Source organism: Actinokineospora sp. UTMC 2448, from assembly GCF_024760565.1.
GTDB classification, from domain to species: Bacteria; Actinomycetota; Actinomycetes; order Mycobacteriales; family Pseudonocardiaceae; genus Actinokineospora; species Actinokineospora fastidiosa.
In genome coordinates this window covers 3,780,930-3,795,641 of record NZ_CP031087.1, presented here as the reverse complement: position 1 = coordinate 3,795,641, position 14,712 = coordinate 3,780,930, and the positions used below count along the sequence as shown (strand labels likewise).

General features: G+C 74.6%; 14 protein-coding genes. 7 read left to right on the top strand and 7 right to left on the bottom strand.

All coding sequences use genetic code 11. The features are described 5' to 3' along the window. Positions 1–2: 2 nt before the first annotated feature. A complete protein-coding gene (locus tag Actkin_RS17225) occupies positions 3–1,793 on the top strand; it encodes a hypothetical protein (protein WP_258903396.1) in 1,791 nt (596 codons plus the stop codon). Positions 1,794–2,099: 306 nt separating this feature from the next. On the opposite strand, the gene Actkin_RS17220 is transcribed toward Actkin_RS17225, so the two are convergent. Together Actkin_RS17220 and Actkin_RS17215 are read right to left on the bottom strand one after the other, a co-directional pair. Next, the gene (locus Actkin_RS17220; protein WP_258903395.1) at positions 2,100–3,041 is read right to left on the bottom strand and encodes a sensor histidine kinase; all 942 of its coding nucleotides are present in this window, start codon (positions 3,039–3,041) and stop codon (positions 2,100–2,102) included. 49 nt (positions 3,042–3,090) lie between these two features. Beyond that, positions 3,091–4,311, bottom strand: a complete 1,221-nt coding sequence (locus tag Actkin_RS17215; RefSeq protein ID WP_258903394.1) for a PP2C family protein-serine/threonine phosphatase — start codon at positions 4,309–4,311, stop codon at positions 3,091–3,093. 187 nt (positions 4,312–4,498) lie between these two features. Here Actkin_RS17215 and Actkin_RS17210 point away from each other — a divergent pair, with 187 nt between their 5' ends. The 3 genes from Actkin_RS17210 to Actkin_RS17200 all read left to right on the top strand — a co-directional run bounded on the left by Actkin_RS17210 (position 4,499) and on the right by Actkin_RS17200 (position 6,465). Further along, positions 4,499–4,912, top strand: coding sequence for an ATP-binding protein (locus Actkin_RS17210; protein ID WP_189210556.1), 414 nt, complete (start codon positions 4,499–4,501; stop codon positions 4,910–4,912). 82 nt (positions 4,913–4,994) lie between these two features. Beyond that, entirely contained in the window at positions 4,995–5,546 is a 552-nt protein-coding gene (locus tag Actkin_RS17205) for a cysteine hydrolase family protein (RefSeq protein WP_189210555.1), read from the top strand. Positions 5,547–5,553: 7 nt separating this feature from the next. After that, positions 5,554–6,465: a GlxA family transcriptional regulator gene (locus Actkin_RS17200; protein WP_258903393.1), complete on the top strand. Its 912-nt coding sequence runs from the start codon at positions 5,554–5,556 to the stop codon at positions 6,463–6,465. 21 nt (positions 6,466–6,486) lie between these two features. Here the strand turns inward: Actkin_RS17200 and Actkin_RS17195 are convergent, their stop codons facing one another. Then, entirely contained in the window at positions 6,487–9,009 is a 2,523-nt protein-coding gene (locus Actkin_RS17195; protein ID WP_258903392.1) for an ABC transporter permease, read from the bottom strand. 3 nt (positions 9,010–9,012) lie between these two features. Beyond that, positions 9,013–9,768 carry an ABC transporter ATP-binding protein gene (locus Actkin_RS17190; RefSeq protein ID WP_189210552.1) on the bottom strand — a complete coding sequence of 252 codons (756 nt, stop codon included), beginning with the start codon at positions 9,766–9,768 and terminating at the stop codon, positions 9,013–9,015. Positions 9,769–9,900: 132 nt separating this feature from the next. Between Actkin_RS17190 and Actkin_RS17185 the strand changes: the two genes are divergently transcribed. Both Actkin_RS17185 and Actkin_RS17180 read left to right on the top strand, forming a co-directional pair. Then, a complete protein-coding gene (locus tag Actkin_RS17185; protein ID WP_258903391.1) occupies positions 9,901–11,124 on the top strand; it encodes a sensor histidine kinase in 1,224 nt (407 codons plus the stop codon). Next, entirely contained in the window at positions 11,112–11,753 is a 642-nt protein-coding gene (locus Actkin_RS17180; RefSeq protein WP_258903390.1) for a response regulator, read from the top strand. The genes Actkin_RS17185 and Actkin_RS17180 overlap by 13 nt, the downstream gene beginning before the upstream one ends. Here Actkin_RS17180 and Actkin_RS17175 read toward each other — a convergent pair. Next, positions 11,738–12,115 carry a DUF6463 family protein gene (locus tag Actkin_RS17175; RefSeq protein ID WP_258907947.1) on the bottom strand — a complete coding sequence of 126 codons (378 nt, stop codon included), beginning with the start codon at positions 12,113–12,115 and terminating at the stop codon, positions 11,738–11,740. The genes Actkin_RS17180 and Actkin_RS17175 overlap by 16 nt on opposite strands. After that, a complete protein-coding gene (locus Actkin_RS17170) occupies positions 12,115–12,435 on the bottom strand; it encodes a DUF2867 domain-containing protein (protein WP_258903389.1) in 321 nt (106 codons plus the stop codon). The genes Actkin_RS17175 and Actkin_RS17170 overlap by 1 nt, the downstream gene beginning before the upstream one ends. Positions 12,436–12,520: 85 nt before the next feature. On the opposite strand from Actkin_RS17170, the gene Actkin_RS17165 reads away from it, so the two are divergent. Then, positions 12,521–13,111: a TetR family transcriptional regulator gene (locus Actkin_RS17165; protein WP_258903388.1), complete on the top strand. Its 591-nt coding sequence runs from the start codon at positions 12,521–12,523 to the stop codon at positions 13,109–13,111. On the opposite strand, the gene gdhA is transcribed toward Actkin_RS17165, so the two are convergent. Further along, the gene (gene gdhA, locus Actkin_RS17160; RefSeq protein WP_373292410.1) at positions 13,108–14,448 is read right to left on the bottom strand and encodes an NADP-specific glutamate dehydrogenase; all 1,341 of its coding nucleotides are present in this window, start codon (positions 14,446–14,448) and stop codon (positions 13,108–13,110) included. The genes Actkin_RS17165 and gdhA overlap by 4 nt on opposite strands. Positions 14,449–14,712: the final 264 nt, after the last annotated feature.

Here is a 14,712-nt window from a genome sequence, read left to right as displayed (position 1 = left end):
GCGTGCCGAAAGGCAGGCGCCCGCACGACGTGGTGGCAGGCGTGCCCTCCGGCTCGCTGGTCGACGCCCTCGTGCGCAACCTCGCCGACGGCCTCGGCGCGGACGTCGCCTACTGCGTCCCGATGGCGGGCGATCTCTCGGTGGTGACGTCATGGCCGGAACACCCGCCCGCGCGGATCGACCGGCCGGACGCGGTGCGGATGCCGGTGGCCGACGACGGGATGCTCGTCGTCGCGGGCGTCGACCGATGGGGCTCGGGGGAACTGGCGCTGCTCAGGGAGACAGCGGCGTGGATCGGTGTCTCGGCGGGGCTGGACCGGGCGCGCGCCGACCGCGTCCGGGCCGAGTCCCGCGCGCACCGGCTGCGCGCCGAGGTGGCGCGGGCGCGGGGACGCCTGGCGAAGGTGCGCGACCTGGAACGGCAGCGGCTGGTCCAGTCCATCACCGCGACGACCCTGCGCGATCTCGACGACGTGCGCGGGCGGCTGCTCGCCGTGCGGGAGACCGCCGATCACCACGCGGTCGCGCGCGAACTCGACGGCGTCCGCAGCGCGCTCGACGACCTGCTCGACCGGTTCCGCACCGTGGTGCGCGGGGTGTACCCGGCGATGCTGCCCGACCGGGGGCCGACGGCGGCGCTCGCCGAGCTGGCCGCCACCCTGCCCCGGCCCGTCCGCTTCGGCGGCGACCTCGGCAGGCGGGTCGGCTGGGAGGTGGAATCGGGTCTCTACCAGGCGGTGGCGGCCGTGTTGACCGTCCTCGCGGGAGTGTCGTCGGACCGGCCGGTCGCGGTGGACTTCCAGCGGGACAACGCGTTGCTGGTGCGCGTCACGGCGGACACGGCGGGGATGACGGCGAAAGAGTTGCGCTCCGCGCTCGCCTACGACGCCGAACGGCTGGCCGTGCTCGGCGGCATGCTGGAGTGCGCGGTGGAGGACGGCGTGGGCGTGGTGACCGTGCGCGTCGCCGAGCGCATCGAGCCCGCCGCCGGGCCGCGGCCCGACGTCGAGCGCAGCGCGGTGTACCGCGATGTGCGCGACCTGGTGCGGCGGGGCGCGCGGGACGCGGCGGGCGGCCGGGCCCAGGCGGCGTGGGACGCGGTCGCCGAGCGGATGGCCGCCCCGCCGCGGATCGCGGTCGTCGGCGCGCACGCTGCGGGCGCCGTGCCGGACCGCGTCGAGGGGGTCGACGTCGTCGCGGTGACCGGACCGGCGGACCGCGGCCTGGCCGAGCGGCTGGCGGGCGACGACCCCCGCGCGGGCGTCGACGCCGTGCTGTGCCTGGACCCGCCGGAGGCGGAGTTCCCCTCGGCCCTGCGCGCGTCCCGCCACCGGATCCTGCTGGCGCGGTCGGGCGGGATCGCCGAACTCGCCCGCGCCCTGACCGCCCGCGCGCCCCTGATCGCCGCCCGCCGCGCACTCGTCTCCGTCGCCGGACTGGTCGCCGCACTGCCCCCGCACCACCCCCTGCGCTTCGCCGCCGACCGCATCACGACGGAGGCCCACGACCTCGCCGAACTGGACCTGCTGGACGACATCGACAGCACGGCCGTGCTGCGCGGTTCCGCAGCCGACGCGGCCCGCCTCCTCGGCGCCCACGGCCCCGACCCCCGAACCCGACTCGGCCTGCCCGCCGCCGCCACCGACGAGGACGTGACCACGGCCGCCCACCACGCGGCCGCCCGCTGGCGCACCCACGCCGAACACCCCGCCACCCCCGGCCGCGACCGCCGCGCCTGCGAGATCCTGGTCCGCACGGCGGAGGGGATCATCACCAGGACACGCGCCCACTGACCACCGCCGTGACACGGACCGAATCGTATGGCGGGTGCGTCGAGCACCCCCGGCACCGTAGGCGGGGACCGGTTGGATCGCGAGCTGACCGCAGCCGGGCACGGCCCCGCTGACTGTGGTGCCCGTGTGTGGAACGGACGGACATCGCCTCGCGCCGCCGCCCGCACGGGGTTGTGGAGCCTGAGACTGGTGGTATCGGCCGCGCGCGACCGTCCACCACACCGCGCCGTCGTGCGGCAGCACCCAGGTCGGGGCGGCCGCGGAGTGGGCGACGTCGGCGGCGGTCAGGGGCGACTCCCGAGGGGATCACCAGGGCACGAAGCCGCTGACCGTCGTTCCCTGTCCCGGTGTCGAGCGGACCTCGACTGTGCCGCCGACTGCCGCCGCTCGGGCGGAGAGGTTGTGGAGGCCTGCGTTCGGGGCGGTGGTGTCGAAGCCAGGGCCGGTGTCGGTCACGGTGAACGCCACGCCGCGGGGTTGTTCTCCGGCGGTGACGGTGATCCGGGCGCCGGGGGCGTGTTTGTGGGCGTTGTTGACAGCTTCCAGGCAGAGGAAGAACACCGTGGACTCGATCGACGGTGGATAGCGGTGGCGCAGACCGGCGACGTCGAGGGTCACGTCGGCGTGACCGCTCAGTTCGTCCGACAGGGCCGCGCCGAGGCCGTCGGTGACCAGGGCGACCGGGAGGACGCCTGAGGCGGTGTCGAGTAGCACCCGTTCCGCGGCGTCCAGACGGTCGAGCAGGTCGGTGACCGGTGTGCCCTCGACGTGCGCGGCCAGGGCCAGCGACATCTGCAGGGCCACGAGGTGGTGTTGCGCGCCGTCGTGCAGGTCGCGCTCCAGCCCGCGGCGCTCGCGCTCCATCTCGGCCGCGGCTCGCCACCGGTCGTCGACCAGCCGCCGGGCCGCGGCGTCGCCGTCGCGGCGCAACCGGTCGGTGTCGATGCCCGCGCGGATCGCCGCGATCACCGGGCCCAGCGCGCGGGCGACCTCGGCCAGCGACCCGACCGACACCGGGGTGATTGCCACCACGCCCTGCGTTTCCCCGTCGTACTCGACCGGGAACTCCGCCCACGGACCCTCGGCGCGCCCCCACCCGTGCCGCTCCCCGGCGACCAGCAGCGCGCAGCCCGCGGCCCCCGCCGCCACGCCCACGACCTCGGCCAACTCGACAGCGGCGGGCATCCGCCCGGTCCGCACGATGTGCGCCGAGACCGCGTCCGCCACCCGCCGCTCCCGCCCTCGCACCTGACCGACCGTAGTCACTCGGCACGCCCAGCGCGATCAGCGGGGGCAGCTAGTCCACTATGGACGGTGACCGCCGGGCGACGAGCAGCGCGACGTCGTCGCCCGCGGGGTTCGCGCCGAGCATTGTGGCCATCACCCGGGCGCAGACCCGTTCCGCCGGGTCGGCGGTGATCGCCGCCGCGAGCCTGCCCAGGCCCTCGTCGATGATGGCGTCGCGGCGCTCGACCAGGCCGTCGGTGTAGAAGGCGACCACGGCGCCCGGCGGCAGGTCCACCCGGGTGGCGCGGCGGGCCGCGCCGGTCTCCGCCGGACCGATCGGCAGGTCCACCGGCAGGTCGAGCAGCCTCCCGGCCTCGCCGGGCACCGCGAGGACCGGCGGGAGGTGGCCTGCGAGCGAGACGGTCAGGTGCCGCTGGCTCTCGTCCACCACCGCGTAGCTGACCGTGGCCATGGCACCGGTCTCGAAGTGGCAGACCTTGTGGTCCAGCCTGCGCAGCACCTCGGCCGGGTCGTCGTGGTCGAGTGCGTAGGCGCGCAGGGCGCTGCGCAGCCTGCCCATGATCACGGCAGCGCCGAGGCCGCGCCCGGTGACGTCGCCGATCACGATCCCCAGCCTGCCGCCGGGGAGGGGGAACACGTCGTACCAGTCGCCGCCGACGCCGGTGTGGGAGTCGGGGACGTAGCGGCTGGCGAACTCCAGCCCGCCGATGGCGGGCAGCCGGGACGGCAGCAGGCTGCGCTGCAGCGCCTCGGCCGCGCCCCGCTCGGCGGCCAGCCGGTCCATCCGCACGGCCAGGGCGAGCCGGTCGGCCACGATCTGCAGCAGCCGGACGTCGGCGGCGGTGAACCCGCGGTGGGCGACCGAGCCGATGTGCAGGACCCCGACGAGCTCGTCGCGGGCCAGCATCGGCACGCCGAGCAGGACGTGCAGGCCGCGCTCCCAGAGCAGGGGGTTCACCACGGTGGTCTGGTCCACCCTGGGCAGCACCACCGGCTTGCGCATCGCGGCGACCCGCCCCGCGAACCCCGAGCCGACCGGGACGATCACGCCCTGGACGACCTCCTCCTCCAGGCCCGCGGCTGCGGTCGCCGTCAGCCGGTCGCCCTCGTGGTCGAGCAGCAGGACGGTGGCCGTGTCGACGGAGAGCAGGGTCCGGACGCGTTCGAGGATCGTGCGCAGGAGCTTGTCGAGGTCCATGTGGCCGAGCGCGGCGTCGGAAATGGCCTCCAGCAGGAGTAGATGTTCCTCTGAGCTGGGATTTTCGGCCACCCGCGCAGCCTAGCGAACGACTCGGGCGAACGGGCTCACCCGGCTGCCTGCAAGGGGTGGATCCGCAGGTCGCGGCGCGCGTCGACCACGGCGCGGTGAGGGATGTCGCGGGGGAGGGGTACCGTCTGGGGCGGCGTTTGGGCGGGTTGTCCTCGGGTATCAGTGAGACGACAGGCAGGAGCGAGTAGTGCGTGGTCGAGGTGATCCGCGCGAGCCGGAACGCGTGTCGATCTGGGAGTTCAGCGCGCTCGCCGACCAGGTGGCCGAGGTGCGGCGGTGGGTCACCCGGGAGCTCCCCGAACTGGAGGGCACCCAGCTCCTTGGCGACATCCAGCTCGTGGTGACCGAACTGGTCGGCAACGCCTACGAGCACGCCGACCGGCCGTTCCGGCTGCGCCTGGTCCGCCCCGGGGCCCACTCCGTCCGCGTCGAGGTGGACGACCCCTCGCCCGACCCGCCCGCCCTCGGCCGCTCCCGCTTCGGCGACATCCGCGGCCGCGGCCTCATCATCGTCGACGCGCTGGCCGTCACCTGGGGCGTCGAGCCCGGGTCGTCGGGCAAGACCGTCTGGGCCACCTTCCGCACCGACGCGGCGTCCTGACCCCGCCTGCCTGACCGGATCGTTCCGGGGTGCGGCCCGGTCGTGCCTGTCGGCCCGGGGGAGCGGCCGACAGGCTTGCCGCATGACCGAAGCGCTGATCGTGATCGACGTCCAGGAGTCCTTCCGCGTGCGGGAGAGCTGGGCGGACATCTCCGACCCCGACATCGCCACCCCCGTGGGCACGCTGGTCGACCACGCCAGGGCGCGCGGCGACCTGGTCGTGTGGGTGCTGCACAGCGAGCCCGGCACCGGCGGCGCGTTCGACCCGGTGAACGGGCACGTGCGGCTCATCGACGGGCTCGTCCCCGCAGCAGGCGAGCCCACGCTGACCAAGACCGCGCACAACGCGTTCACCACCACTGACCTGCAGCGGATGCTCACCGTCCGGGGCGTGCGCGGGCTGCGGGTCTGCGGCATCCGCACCGAGCAGTGCTGCGAGACCACCGCGCGGGTCGCGTCGGACCTGGGGTACGACGTCACCTTCGTCACCGACGCGACCGCGACCAGCCCGATCACCCACTGGCGGACGGGCGCCGTGCTGTCCACCCCGGAGATCATCGAGCGGACCGAGTACGCGCTCGCCGGGCGCTTCGCGACCGTGGCCACGGTCGCGGAGGTCACCGGGCTACGCTGACCGGATCGTGAGGAGAGTCGTCTTCGTGCTGGTGCCCGGCGTGCACCTGCTCGACCTGGCCGGTCCCGCGCAGGTGTTCTCTGGCGCGCGGGACATCGGCCTGCCGTACGAGCTGGCGTACGTCGCCGACGCCGCCGAGGTGCCCAGCGCCCAGGGGAGCGCCCTGCGCGCCGAGACGGACCTGCCGGTGCTGACCGCCGACGACCTGATCGTGGTGCCGGGCTGGCGCGCGCCCCGGCTGGCGGGCACCGGCCCGCTGAGCCCGGCCCTGCTCGACTGGCTGCGCGCCCATCCCGGCACGGTGGCCAGCGTCTGCGCGGGCGCGGACGCCCTCGGCCGCGCGGGCCTGCTCGACGGGCGGCGCTGCACCACCCACCACGACCTGCAGGACGAGCTGGCCCGGCGGTACCCGGCGGCGACGGTCGTGCGGGACGTGCTCTACGTCACGGACGGCCCGGTCGTCACCTCGGCGGGGATCGCCAGCGGCATCGACCTGGCCCTGCACCTGGTGGCGACCCGGCACGGCCCCGCAACGGCGGCGCGCATCGCCCGGTCCATGGTCGTCTACGCCCGCCGCAACGGCGGCGACCAGCAGGCCAGCGCGCTGCTGCGCCACCGGTCGCACGTCGACGACACCGTCCACCGCCTCCAGGACGTCATCGAGTCGCGGTTCCACGAGCGGCTGACCCTGGCCGACCTGGCGGGCGTCGCCGCGTGCAGCGAGCGCACGGTCACCCGGATGTTCACCCGGGCGACCGGCCTCACCCCGCTGCGCTACCAGCAGATCCTCCGCGTCGAGCGCGCGGAGCACCTGATCGGCCACGGCTCGACGGTCGAGAGCGCCGCCCGCGCCGTCGGCTTCGAGGACGGCCGCATGCTCCGCCGCCTCCGCGCCGTCGTGTCCGGCAAGCCTCGGTGAGATCGCGCCGCGTCGGGTGAATCACTCCCGCAGCCCGATCGCCTCGACCGGGCGGGTGCGCAGGGCCAGCCGGGTCGGGATGGTCAGGGCGAGGAGGCCGAGCAGGGCCGTGAAGCCCACGATGCCCAGGTACACCCACGGGGAGCCGGTGGGCAGCGGGTCGCCCATGAGCCCGATGCCCAGCAGCGCCAGCGGGACCGCCGGGAGCAGCGTGCCCACGCCGACCGCGATGGCGACCACCAGCAGCGCCTCGGCCCGCATCGCCCGCAGCACCTGCCGCCGGGTCGCGCCGATCAGGCGGAGCAGGGCGAACTCGCGGCGGCGCTGCGCCGTGCCGAGGACGAGCGTGTTGGCCACCGAGATCGCGATGTAGCCGAGGATGACGCCCACCGCCATCAGGTTGACCCAGAACTGCATGGAGCGGTCGCCGCCGTCTGGGGCGGTCAACGCCGAGCGGTCGCCGACGGTGAGGCCGGGGAACCGGTCGGCCAGGGCGGCCAGCGCACGGGCCGTCGCTGGCCGGTCGGCGTCGGGGGAGAGGCGCACCAGCACGGCGGTGTCGGTCCGGGCGGCGGTGTGCGCGCGGGCGAGGTCGGCGGGCAGGACGTGGCCGCCGAAGGCCATGCCGCGCTCGAACGTCGCCACCAGCCGCAACCGCGCCACCGTGCCGTCGTCCAGGTGCAGTTCGACCTCGTCGCCGATGGTCCTGCCGGACGCGGTCTCGTCGTCGAGCGCGACGGTCTCGCCGCGCAGGTCGTCCAGCGAGCCCGACACCACGCCGAGGTCCAGGGTGCCGCGCACGTCGTCGACGCCCAGCGCGGGCGCGCGCTCGACCCGGACGTCCTCGCCGAAGGTGGAGGTGACGACGACGTTGGTCCGCACCACGGCGGTCGCGCCGTCGACGCCCGGGACACCGCGGGCCGCGGCCGCAACCTCGGGAGACAGCCCGCCGGGCGCGGAGAGCACGTGGTCGGCGGTCGTCGCGGCCGCCAGCTCGGCGCGGGTCGCGGCCTCGACGGCGGTCTGGCTGTGGAAGTTCACCACGGCGAAGGCGATCGACAGCATGAGCGGTGTCAGCGCCGAGGACAGGCGGCGGGCGTTGGCCCGGCCGGTGTGCGCGGCGAGATAGCCGCCCACGCCCAGCCGCTCCAGCGGCGCCGACGCCAGCCGCACCAGCGGCCGCACCGCGCGCGGGCCCAGCAGCGCCGTCCCGATCACCGCGACCAGCACCGACATCGAGGTCATGGCGACGGCCGCCGGGCCGCGGGTGAACAGCGGCACCAGCGCCAGCGCCGCGCCGCCCGCGAGGAACGCCGTCCCGGCGACCACCCGCCACCGGCCCAGCTCGCGCGGCTCGACGGCCGCCTCGGCGAGCGCCTCCGTCGGCGGGATGCGCGCGGGCCTGCGTGCCGAGACCCACGCGGCCAGCCGCGCGGCCCCGACCCCGAGCAGGAACGCCGCGACCAGCGGCGCCGGGCCCACGGCGAGCGCGAGGTCGTCGGGGATCACCCTGATCGCGGCGAAGCCGTCGCGCAGCCACCCGGCGACCCGGACGCCCGCCGCGGCGCCGAGCCCGGCCGCCATCGTGGCCACCACGGTCGTCTCCCTGCCGATCAGCCGGACGATCTGCCTCGGCGTGGCCGCGATCGCGCGCAGCAGCGCCAGCTCACGCCGCCGCTGGTTGATCGCCAGCGCGAGCGTCCCGGCCACCACGAAGACCGCCACCAGCAGCGCGATGCCCGCGAACGACCCGGCGATCGCCAGCAGCAGGACCCGGGACCGGCCGACCTCGGCGAACTCGACGCCGCCCCGGTCGCCGCCCACGGCGACGGTGACCGCCTCGCCCGCCAGCGCCCGCTCCACCCGCTCGGCGACCTCGCCGGCGTCCACGCCGTCGCGGACGAACACCCCGAACGCGTGCACCCGCCCCGGGGTGCCGGACAGCGACTCCGCCAGCGGGGACGTGAAGTAGAGCCCGGACTGCTTGGCCAGCGCCCCGCCCGCGACCCCGACGACCCGGTACTCCATCGGGGTCGACGTGGTCATCACCGGCAGCGCGTCGCCCACCGACACCCCGGCGCGGGCCGCCAGGCCCGCATCCACCACGACCTCGCCCGCCGCCGAGGGCGCGCGCCCTTCGCGGACCGTCATCGGGGTGAGGACCGCAGCGTCCCAGTTGTGTCCCAACGCCTCCACCACGCCGCCGTCAGCGGTGACCGCGCGCGCCGGGAACGACGTCTCGCCGACCACCCGCGCCACGCCCGGCACCGCCGCGATCCGCTCGGCCAACTCCACCGGGACGGCGGGCGGCGACCCGAGTTGCTGCGCCTCCAGGAAGTCCGCGCCCTCCGGCTGGACGACCTGTTGACCACCCACCACCACGGGCACGGCGGCATAGCGCTCGGTCGGCACCCCGGACCGGATGCCGGACTCCATCAGCACGCCACAGGCGGCCACGACCGCCGTGCCGAGCAGGATCGCGATGAACGCGCCGACGAACGCGACCTTGCGCGCCTTCACCATCTCCCACGCCAGCGACCGCACGGCTCACCACTCCCCGAGGCGGGTCAGGCGCTCCACCACAAGCGCGGGCGTCGGCGCGGCGAGTTCCCCCGCCAGCCGTCCGTCGGCGAGGAACAGCACGCTGTGCGCGTACGACGCCGCGACGGGGTCGTGGGTGACCATCAGGACGGTCTGGCCCGTGGTGTCCACCAGGTCGCGCAGGAGAGCGAGGACCTGCTGCCCGGTCCGGGTGTCCAGGGCGCCGGTCGGCTCGTCGGCCATCAGCAGCTCCGGCCGGGTGACCAGCGCCCTGGCGATCGCCACCCGCTGCTGCTGGCCGCCGGAGAGCTCGGCGGGCCGGTGGTCGAGGCGGTCGGCGATGCCGACCCGGGCCGCGACCTCCCGCAGCCACCGCTCGTCCGGGCTCGTGCCCGCGAACCGCGAGGGCAGGGTGATGTTCTGCCGCACGGTCAGCGACGGCAGCAGGTTGTAGGCCTGGAACACGAACCCGATCCGCCGCCTGCGCAGCTCGGTGAGCGCGTTCTCCGACAACCCGGCGAGGTCGGTGTCGCCGAGCAGCACCCGCCCCGCCGTCGGCCGGTCCAGCCCGGCCGCGCAGTGCAGGAACGTGCTCTTGCCCGAGCCCGACGGTCCCATCACCGCCGTGAACCCGCCCCGCCTGATCCCCACCGACACGCCGTCCAGCGCCGTGACCGCGGTCGCGCCGGACCCGTAGACCTTGCGCACCGCCTCCAGGCGCACCGCGTGCGCCGCCCCCACCGAGACCGTCCCTGCCGTCATCAGTTTCCCCTCCCGAGGTGTTCGCGGTGACGCTATGTGCGCGCGGGCCCGCTGATCGATCCCGCAGGGGGGCGTGCGGTGGTAGTGCCAGCACTACCGACCCCCGGTGGGCCGTCGGGAAGAATCGAGGTCATGACCCGCCTCGCTCCCCTGTGGACCGCCGCGCGCTATCTGCTCGTCGGGGCGGGGACGGCGGCAGCGGCGGTGTTCGCGCTCATCGCGGTGGTTTTCGTAGGCGTCCTGTCCCTGGTCGGCGTCGGGCTGCCCGCGGTGCCCGAGGCGCTGCGGCTGGTGCGGCGGGTGGCAGGCGTCGAGCGGCGGCGGGCGGGCGCGCTGCTCGGCGAGCCGATCCCCGAGGCGTACCGGGTGCTGGACGGGCCGCTGCCGCGCCAGCTCGCGACCGCGGTCACCGACCCGGCGACGCGCCGCGACATCGCCTGGCTGGTCCTGCACTTCCCGGCGGGGTTCCTCCTGGCGGCCCTCGCGGTCGGGCTGCCGACCGCGGCGGTGAACCAGGTGCTGATCCCGGCCTACTGGTGGCTGGTCCCCGGCGGCGTGGGCACCTCGTTCGGGCTGGTCGTGGACGCCTGGTGGAAGACGCCGATCGCGGTGGTCTTCGGCGTCGTGCTCGGCGTGCTGACCCTGCGCCTGCCGTGGCTGGCGGGCCTGCAGGCGCGGATGGCGCGGTGGCTGCTCGCCCCCGCGCCCGGCGTGCGGCTCAGCGACCGCGTGGCCGAGCTGACCGCCTCGCGCGCGGGCGCGCTGGAGGCGCACGGCGCCGAACTGCGCCGGATCGAACGCGACCTGCACGACGGCGCCCAGGCGCGGATCGCCGCGGTGGTCATGCAGCTGGGCATCGCCGACCAGCTGCGCTCGCGCGATCCGGACGGCGCGTTCGAGCTGGTGCGCAAGGCGCAGGACACCGCGGTCGACGCGCTGGCCGAACTGCGCGACGTCGTGCGCAGCATCTACCCGCCGGTGCTCTCCGACCGCGGGCTGGACGGCGCCATCGCCGCGCTCGCGGCGCGCTGCCCGGTGCCGTGCGCGCTGGAGGTCGCGCCGATCGGCCGCCGCCCGGCCGCGATCGAGGCCGCCGCCTACTTCATCGTCGCCGAGGCGCTGACGAACGTCACCAAGCACTCGGCCGCCACCCGGGCCGCCGTGCGCGTCGAGGCGACGGACCGGGCGCTGGTGATCGTCGTGCGCGACGACGGCCGGGGCGGGGCGGACGCGGCCAGGGGCACCGGTATCGTCGGCATCCAGCGCCGGGCCGACGCCTTCGACGGCCGCGCCGAGGTGAGCAGCCCGCCGGGCGGCCCGACCGTCCTGCGAGTGGAGCTGCCGTGCGCGTCGTGATCGCCGAGGACGACGTCCTGCTGCGCGAAGGCCTCGTCCTGCTGCTGCGCACCGCGGGCATGGACGTCGTGGCCGCCGTCGACAACACCACCGAGTTCGACGCGGTGATCGCCGACGACCGGCCCGACGCCGTGGTGATGGACGTGCGGCTGCCGCCGTCCTTCCGGGACGAGGGCCTGCGCGCCGCGGTGGCCGCGCGCAAGCTCCATCCCGGCCTGCCCGTGCTCGTGCTCTCGGCGTACGTGGAGAACAGCTACGCTGCCGAACTGCTGGCCGACGGCGTCGGCGGGGTCGGCTACCTGCTCAAGGAACGCGTCGGCCGGGTCGACGACTTCCTCGACGCGCTGCACCGCGTCGCCGACGGCGGCACCGCGATGGACCCGGAGGTCATCTCGCAGCTGCTGGTGTCCCGCCGCGCCGACGACCCGCTGAGCACCCTCACCGCCCGCGAACGCGAAGTGCTCGCGCTGATGGCCGAGGGCCGCGACAACGGCGCGATCGCCAGGACCCTCGTCGTCAGCGAGGGCGCGGTGCACAAGCACATCCGCAACATCTTCGCGAAGCTCGGCCTGAACGACGAGGGCGGCCACCGCCGCGTCCTCGCCGTCCTCACCTACCTCAACGCCTGACGCCGGGCCGCCAGCACGATCAGCACGCTCGGCACGACCCCGACGAAGAACGGCGACGGCACCAGGAGCACGCCGCCGAGCGTCCACCACGCGAGCAGTCCCCAGCCCACCCACGCGGGCACCGCGACCCCGCGCCCGGCGAGGTGCCAGATCAGACACCCCAGCACGATCATGGGCGCCGCGAAGCTGCCCGCCCCCGCCCAGAACGCGACCGCGTCGGACCCCGCCGACTCGGCGAGGGGGACCGCCGCCCACAGCCCCTGCTCGACCCACCGCGCGATGGCGTCCCACGACAGCGCCGTGAGGATCACCAGGTGTCCCGCGCCCAGGACGACCATGATGGCGCCCGCCCACCGCAGCATCACGCGCCCACCGCCGCGCGCTCGCGCCAGGCGCGTTCCCACTGGCGCGTCAGCGCCGGATGGACGACCAGGTGCCGGAACGGCGCGATCGCGGCCGTGCAGAGCCGACCGAAGCGGCCGTTGGGCTTGACCAGGACGGCCATCCGCAGCTCGTGATCGCCGTCGTCACCCTGCGCCCAGCCCAGGAGCGCCCCCAGGCGCCATCGGGTCTGCATCAGCAGCCGGGCCAACGGCGGTTCGCCCCCGGCGGTCCGCGAGACGGCGACCCGCGTCGCGCAGGCCGTCCGCGCCCAACCCGACCAGGTCGACCAGCTCGACATGCGTCCCCCAGTTCTATGTTGACCAACATAGAAACTATCGCACAGCTAGTGAGTGGCTGGATAGCCAGGGATAGGCTTGCCGATCGTGACCACTTCACGGGCGACGCGACGGGCGGAGACCACGCAGGAGAGCCGCAGGCTGCTGGTGACCGCCGCGGCCGAGCTGTTCGCCGAGCGGGGCTACCGCCTGACGACGTTCGAGGACATCGCCGCCAGGTCGGGGGTGAGCCGCGGCTCCATCCCGTGGCACTTCGGCAACAAGGAGGGCCTGCTGGCCGCGGTCATCGACCACGTCATGGCGTCAATCCGGGCGGACGCGCGCAGGCTGGAGTCCGGCACGTTCGACGACCTGCTGCACGGGATCGTGGAACTGACCCGCGGCCCGACGACCAAGCTGTTCATCACCCTGATGGCCGAGGCGGCCGAACCCGACTCGCCCCTGCGCAAGTGGTACGGCGACGTGCACACCGCGCTGCGCGCGCTGGGCCGCTCCTGGATCGAGCGGTCCGACCTCGCCGACGGCGTCGACGCCGACGCGCTCAGCGCGATCGTGGTCGGCGCGACCATGGGCATCCACCAGCAGTGGCGCATCGCCCCGGACGCCGTCGACCTCGACCGCGTCTACGCCACGCTCGGCGTGCTGCTGCGGTCGGTCGGACTCGGTGAGCCGGGCTAGATGACCCCGAGCGCGAGCATCGCGTCGGCGACCTGGATGAACCCGGCGATGTTCGCGCCCGCCTGGTAGTTGCCCGGCGTGCCGTAGGTGTCGGCAGCGTCGAGGCAGCGGTCGTGGATGCCGCGCATGATGTCGGCCAGCCTGCGCTCGGTGTGCTCGAAGCTCCAGGAGTCGCGGGACGCGTTCTGCTGCATCTCCAGCGCGCTGGTGGCCACCCCGCCCGCGTTGGCCGCCTTGCCCGGCGCGAAGAGCACGCCCGCCTCGGCGAACAGGCGCACGGCGTCGGGCGTGCAGGGCATGTTGGCGCCCTCGGCGACGATGGCGCAGCCGTTGCCGATCAGCGTCGCCGCGTCGCGGCCGTTGAGCTCGTTCTGCGTGGCGCAGGGCAGCGCGATGTCGCACGCGACGTCCCACACCGACCCGCTCTCCACGTGCTCGGCGTGCGGCCGGGCCTCGACGTAGGCCGACAGGCGCGCCCTGCGGGTCTCCTTGACGTGCTTGAGCACGTCGAGGTCGATGCCCTTGAGGTCGACGACGTAGCCGTTGGAGTCGGAGCAGGCCACCACGGTGCCGCCCAGCTGCTGAACCTTCTCCACCGCGTAGATGGCGACGTTGCCCGAGCCGGACACGACGACCTTCTTGCCGTCGAAGGAGTCGCCGCGGGTCTTGAGCATCTCGTCGACGAAGAACACCGTGCCGTAGCCGGTCGCCTCGGTGCGCACCTGCGACCCGCCCCAGGTGATGCCCTTGCCGGTGAGCACGCCGGACTCGTAGCGGTTCGTGATCCGCTTGTACTGGCCGAACAGGTAGCCGATCTCCCGGCCGCCCACGCCGATGTCGCCGGCGGGCACGTCGGTGTACTCGCCGATGTGCCGGTACAGCTCGGTCATGAAGGCCTGGCAGAAGCGCATGACCTCGCCGTCGGAGCGGCCCTTGGGGGAGAAGTCCGACCCGCCCTTGCCGCCGCCGATCGGCATGCCGGTCAGCGAGTTCTTGAAGATCTGCTCGAAGCCGAGGAACTTGACGATGCCCAGGTAGACCGACGGGTGGAAGCGCAGCCCGCCCTTGTACGGGCCCAGCGCGGAGTTGAACTCCACCCGGAAGCCCCGGTTGATCTGCACGGCGCCGGAGTCGTCCACCCACGGCACCCGGAAGATGATCTGCCGCTCCGGCTCGCACAGCCTGCTGATCACCGCGGCCTCGGCGTACTGCGGGTGCTTGGCGAGCACCGGGCCCAGCGTGTCGAGGACCTCGTGCACCGCCTGGTGGAACTCGGTCTCGCCGGGGTTGCGGCGCAGCACCTCGTCGTAGATCTCACCCAGCTTCACGTCAAGGATCGGCACGCCAACGCTCCCGGTCTTCCCGTCGTCGTCCTCTGGTGGGACGACCAGCCTCAATTCGTACCAGTCCGCATCGCGCGGGCCACTTCCCGGCCGCGTGCTCGTGGTGAGTGTCACAAGGCGGGCAAAGGCCGCGCACGCTGCGGCGCTCACAGCGTTCACGGTCCGCGCGCGGCCGGTGGTGAACGGCGCGTCCTTGAACCCCGGGTGCGACGCGGTTGAGATTGCCGCACCCCCGCCGTCTGCACGTGGCGGCCGGTC

What these genes read in the sequence shown, in the direction of transcription:
- Actkin_RS17170 (WP_258903389.1), bottom strand. Translation starts at nt 12,435, where the DNA reads ATGTCGAGCTGGTCGACCTGGTCGGGTTGGGCGCGGACGGCCTGCGCG.
- Actkin_RS17175 (WP_258907947.1), bottom strand. Translation starts at nt 12,115, where the DNA reads ATGCTGCGGTGGGCGGGCGCCATCATGGTCGTCCTGGGCGCGGGACAC.
- Actkin_RS17205 (WP_189210555.1), top strand. Translation starts at nt 4,995, where the DNA reads ATGACCGAAGCGCTGATCGTGATCGACGTCCAGGAGTCCTTCCGCGTG.
- Actkin_RS17190 (WP_189210552.1), bottom strand. Translation starts at nt 9,768, where the DNA reads ATGACGGCAGGGACGGTCTCGGTGGGGGCGGCGCACGCGGTGCGCCTG.
- Actkin_RS17185 (WP_258903391.1), top strand. Translation starts at nt 9,901, where the DNA reads ATGACCCGCCTCGCTCCCCTGTGGACCGCCGCGCGCTATCTGCTCGTC.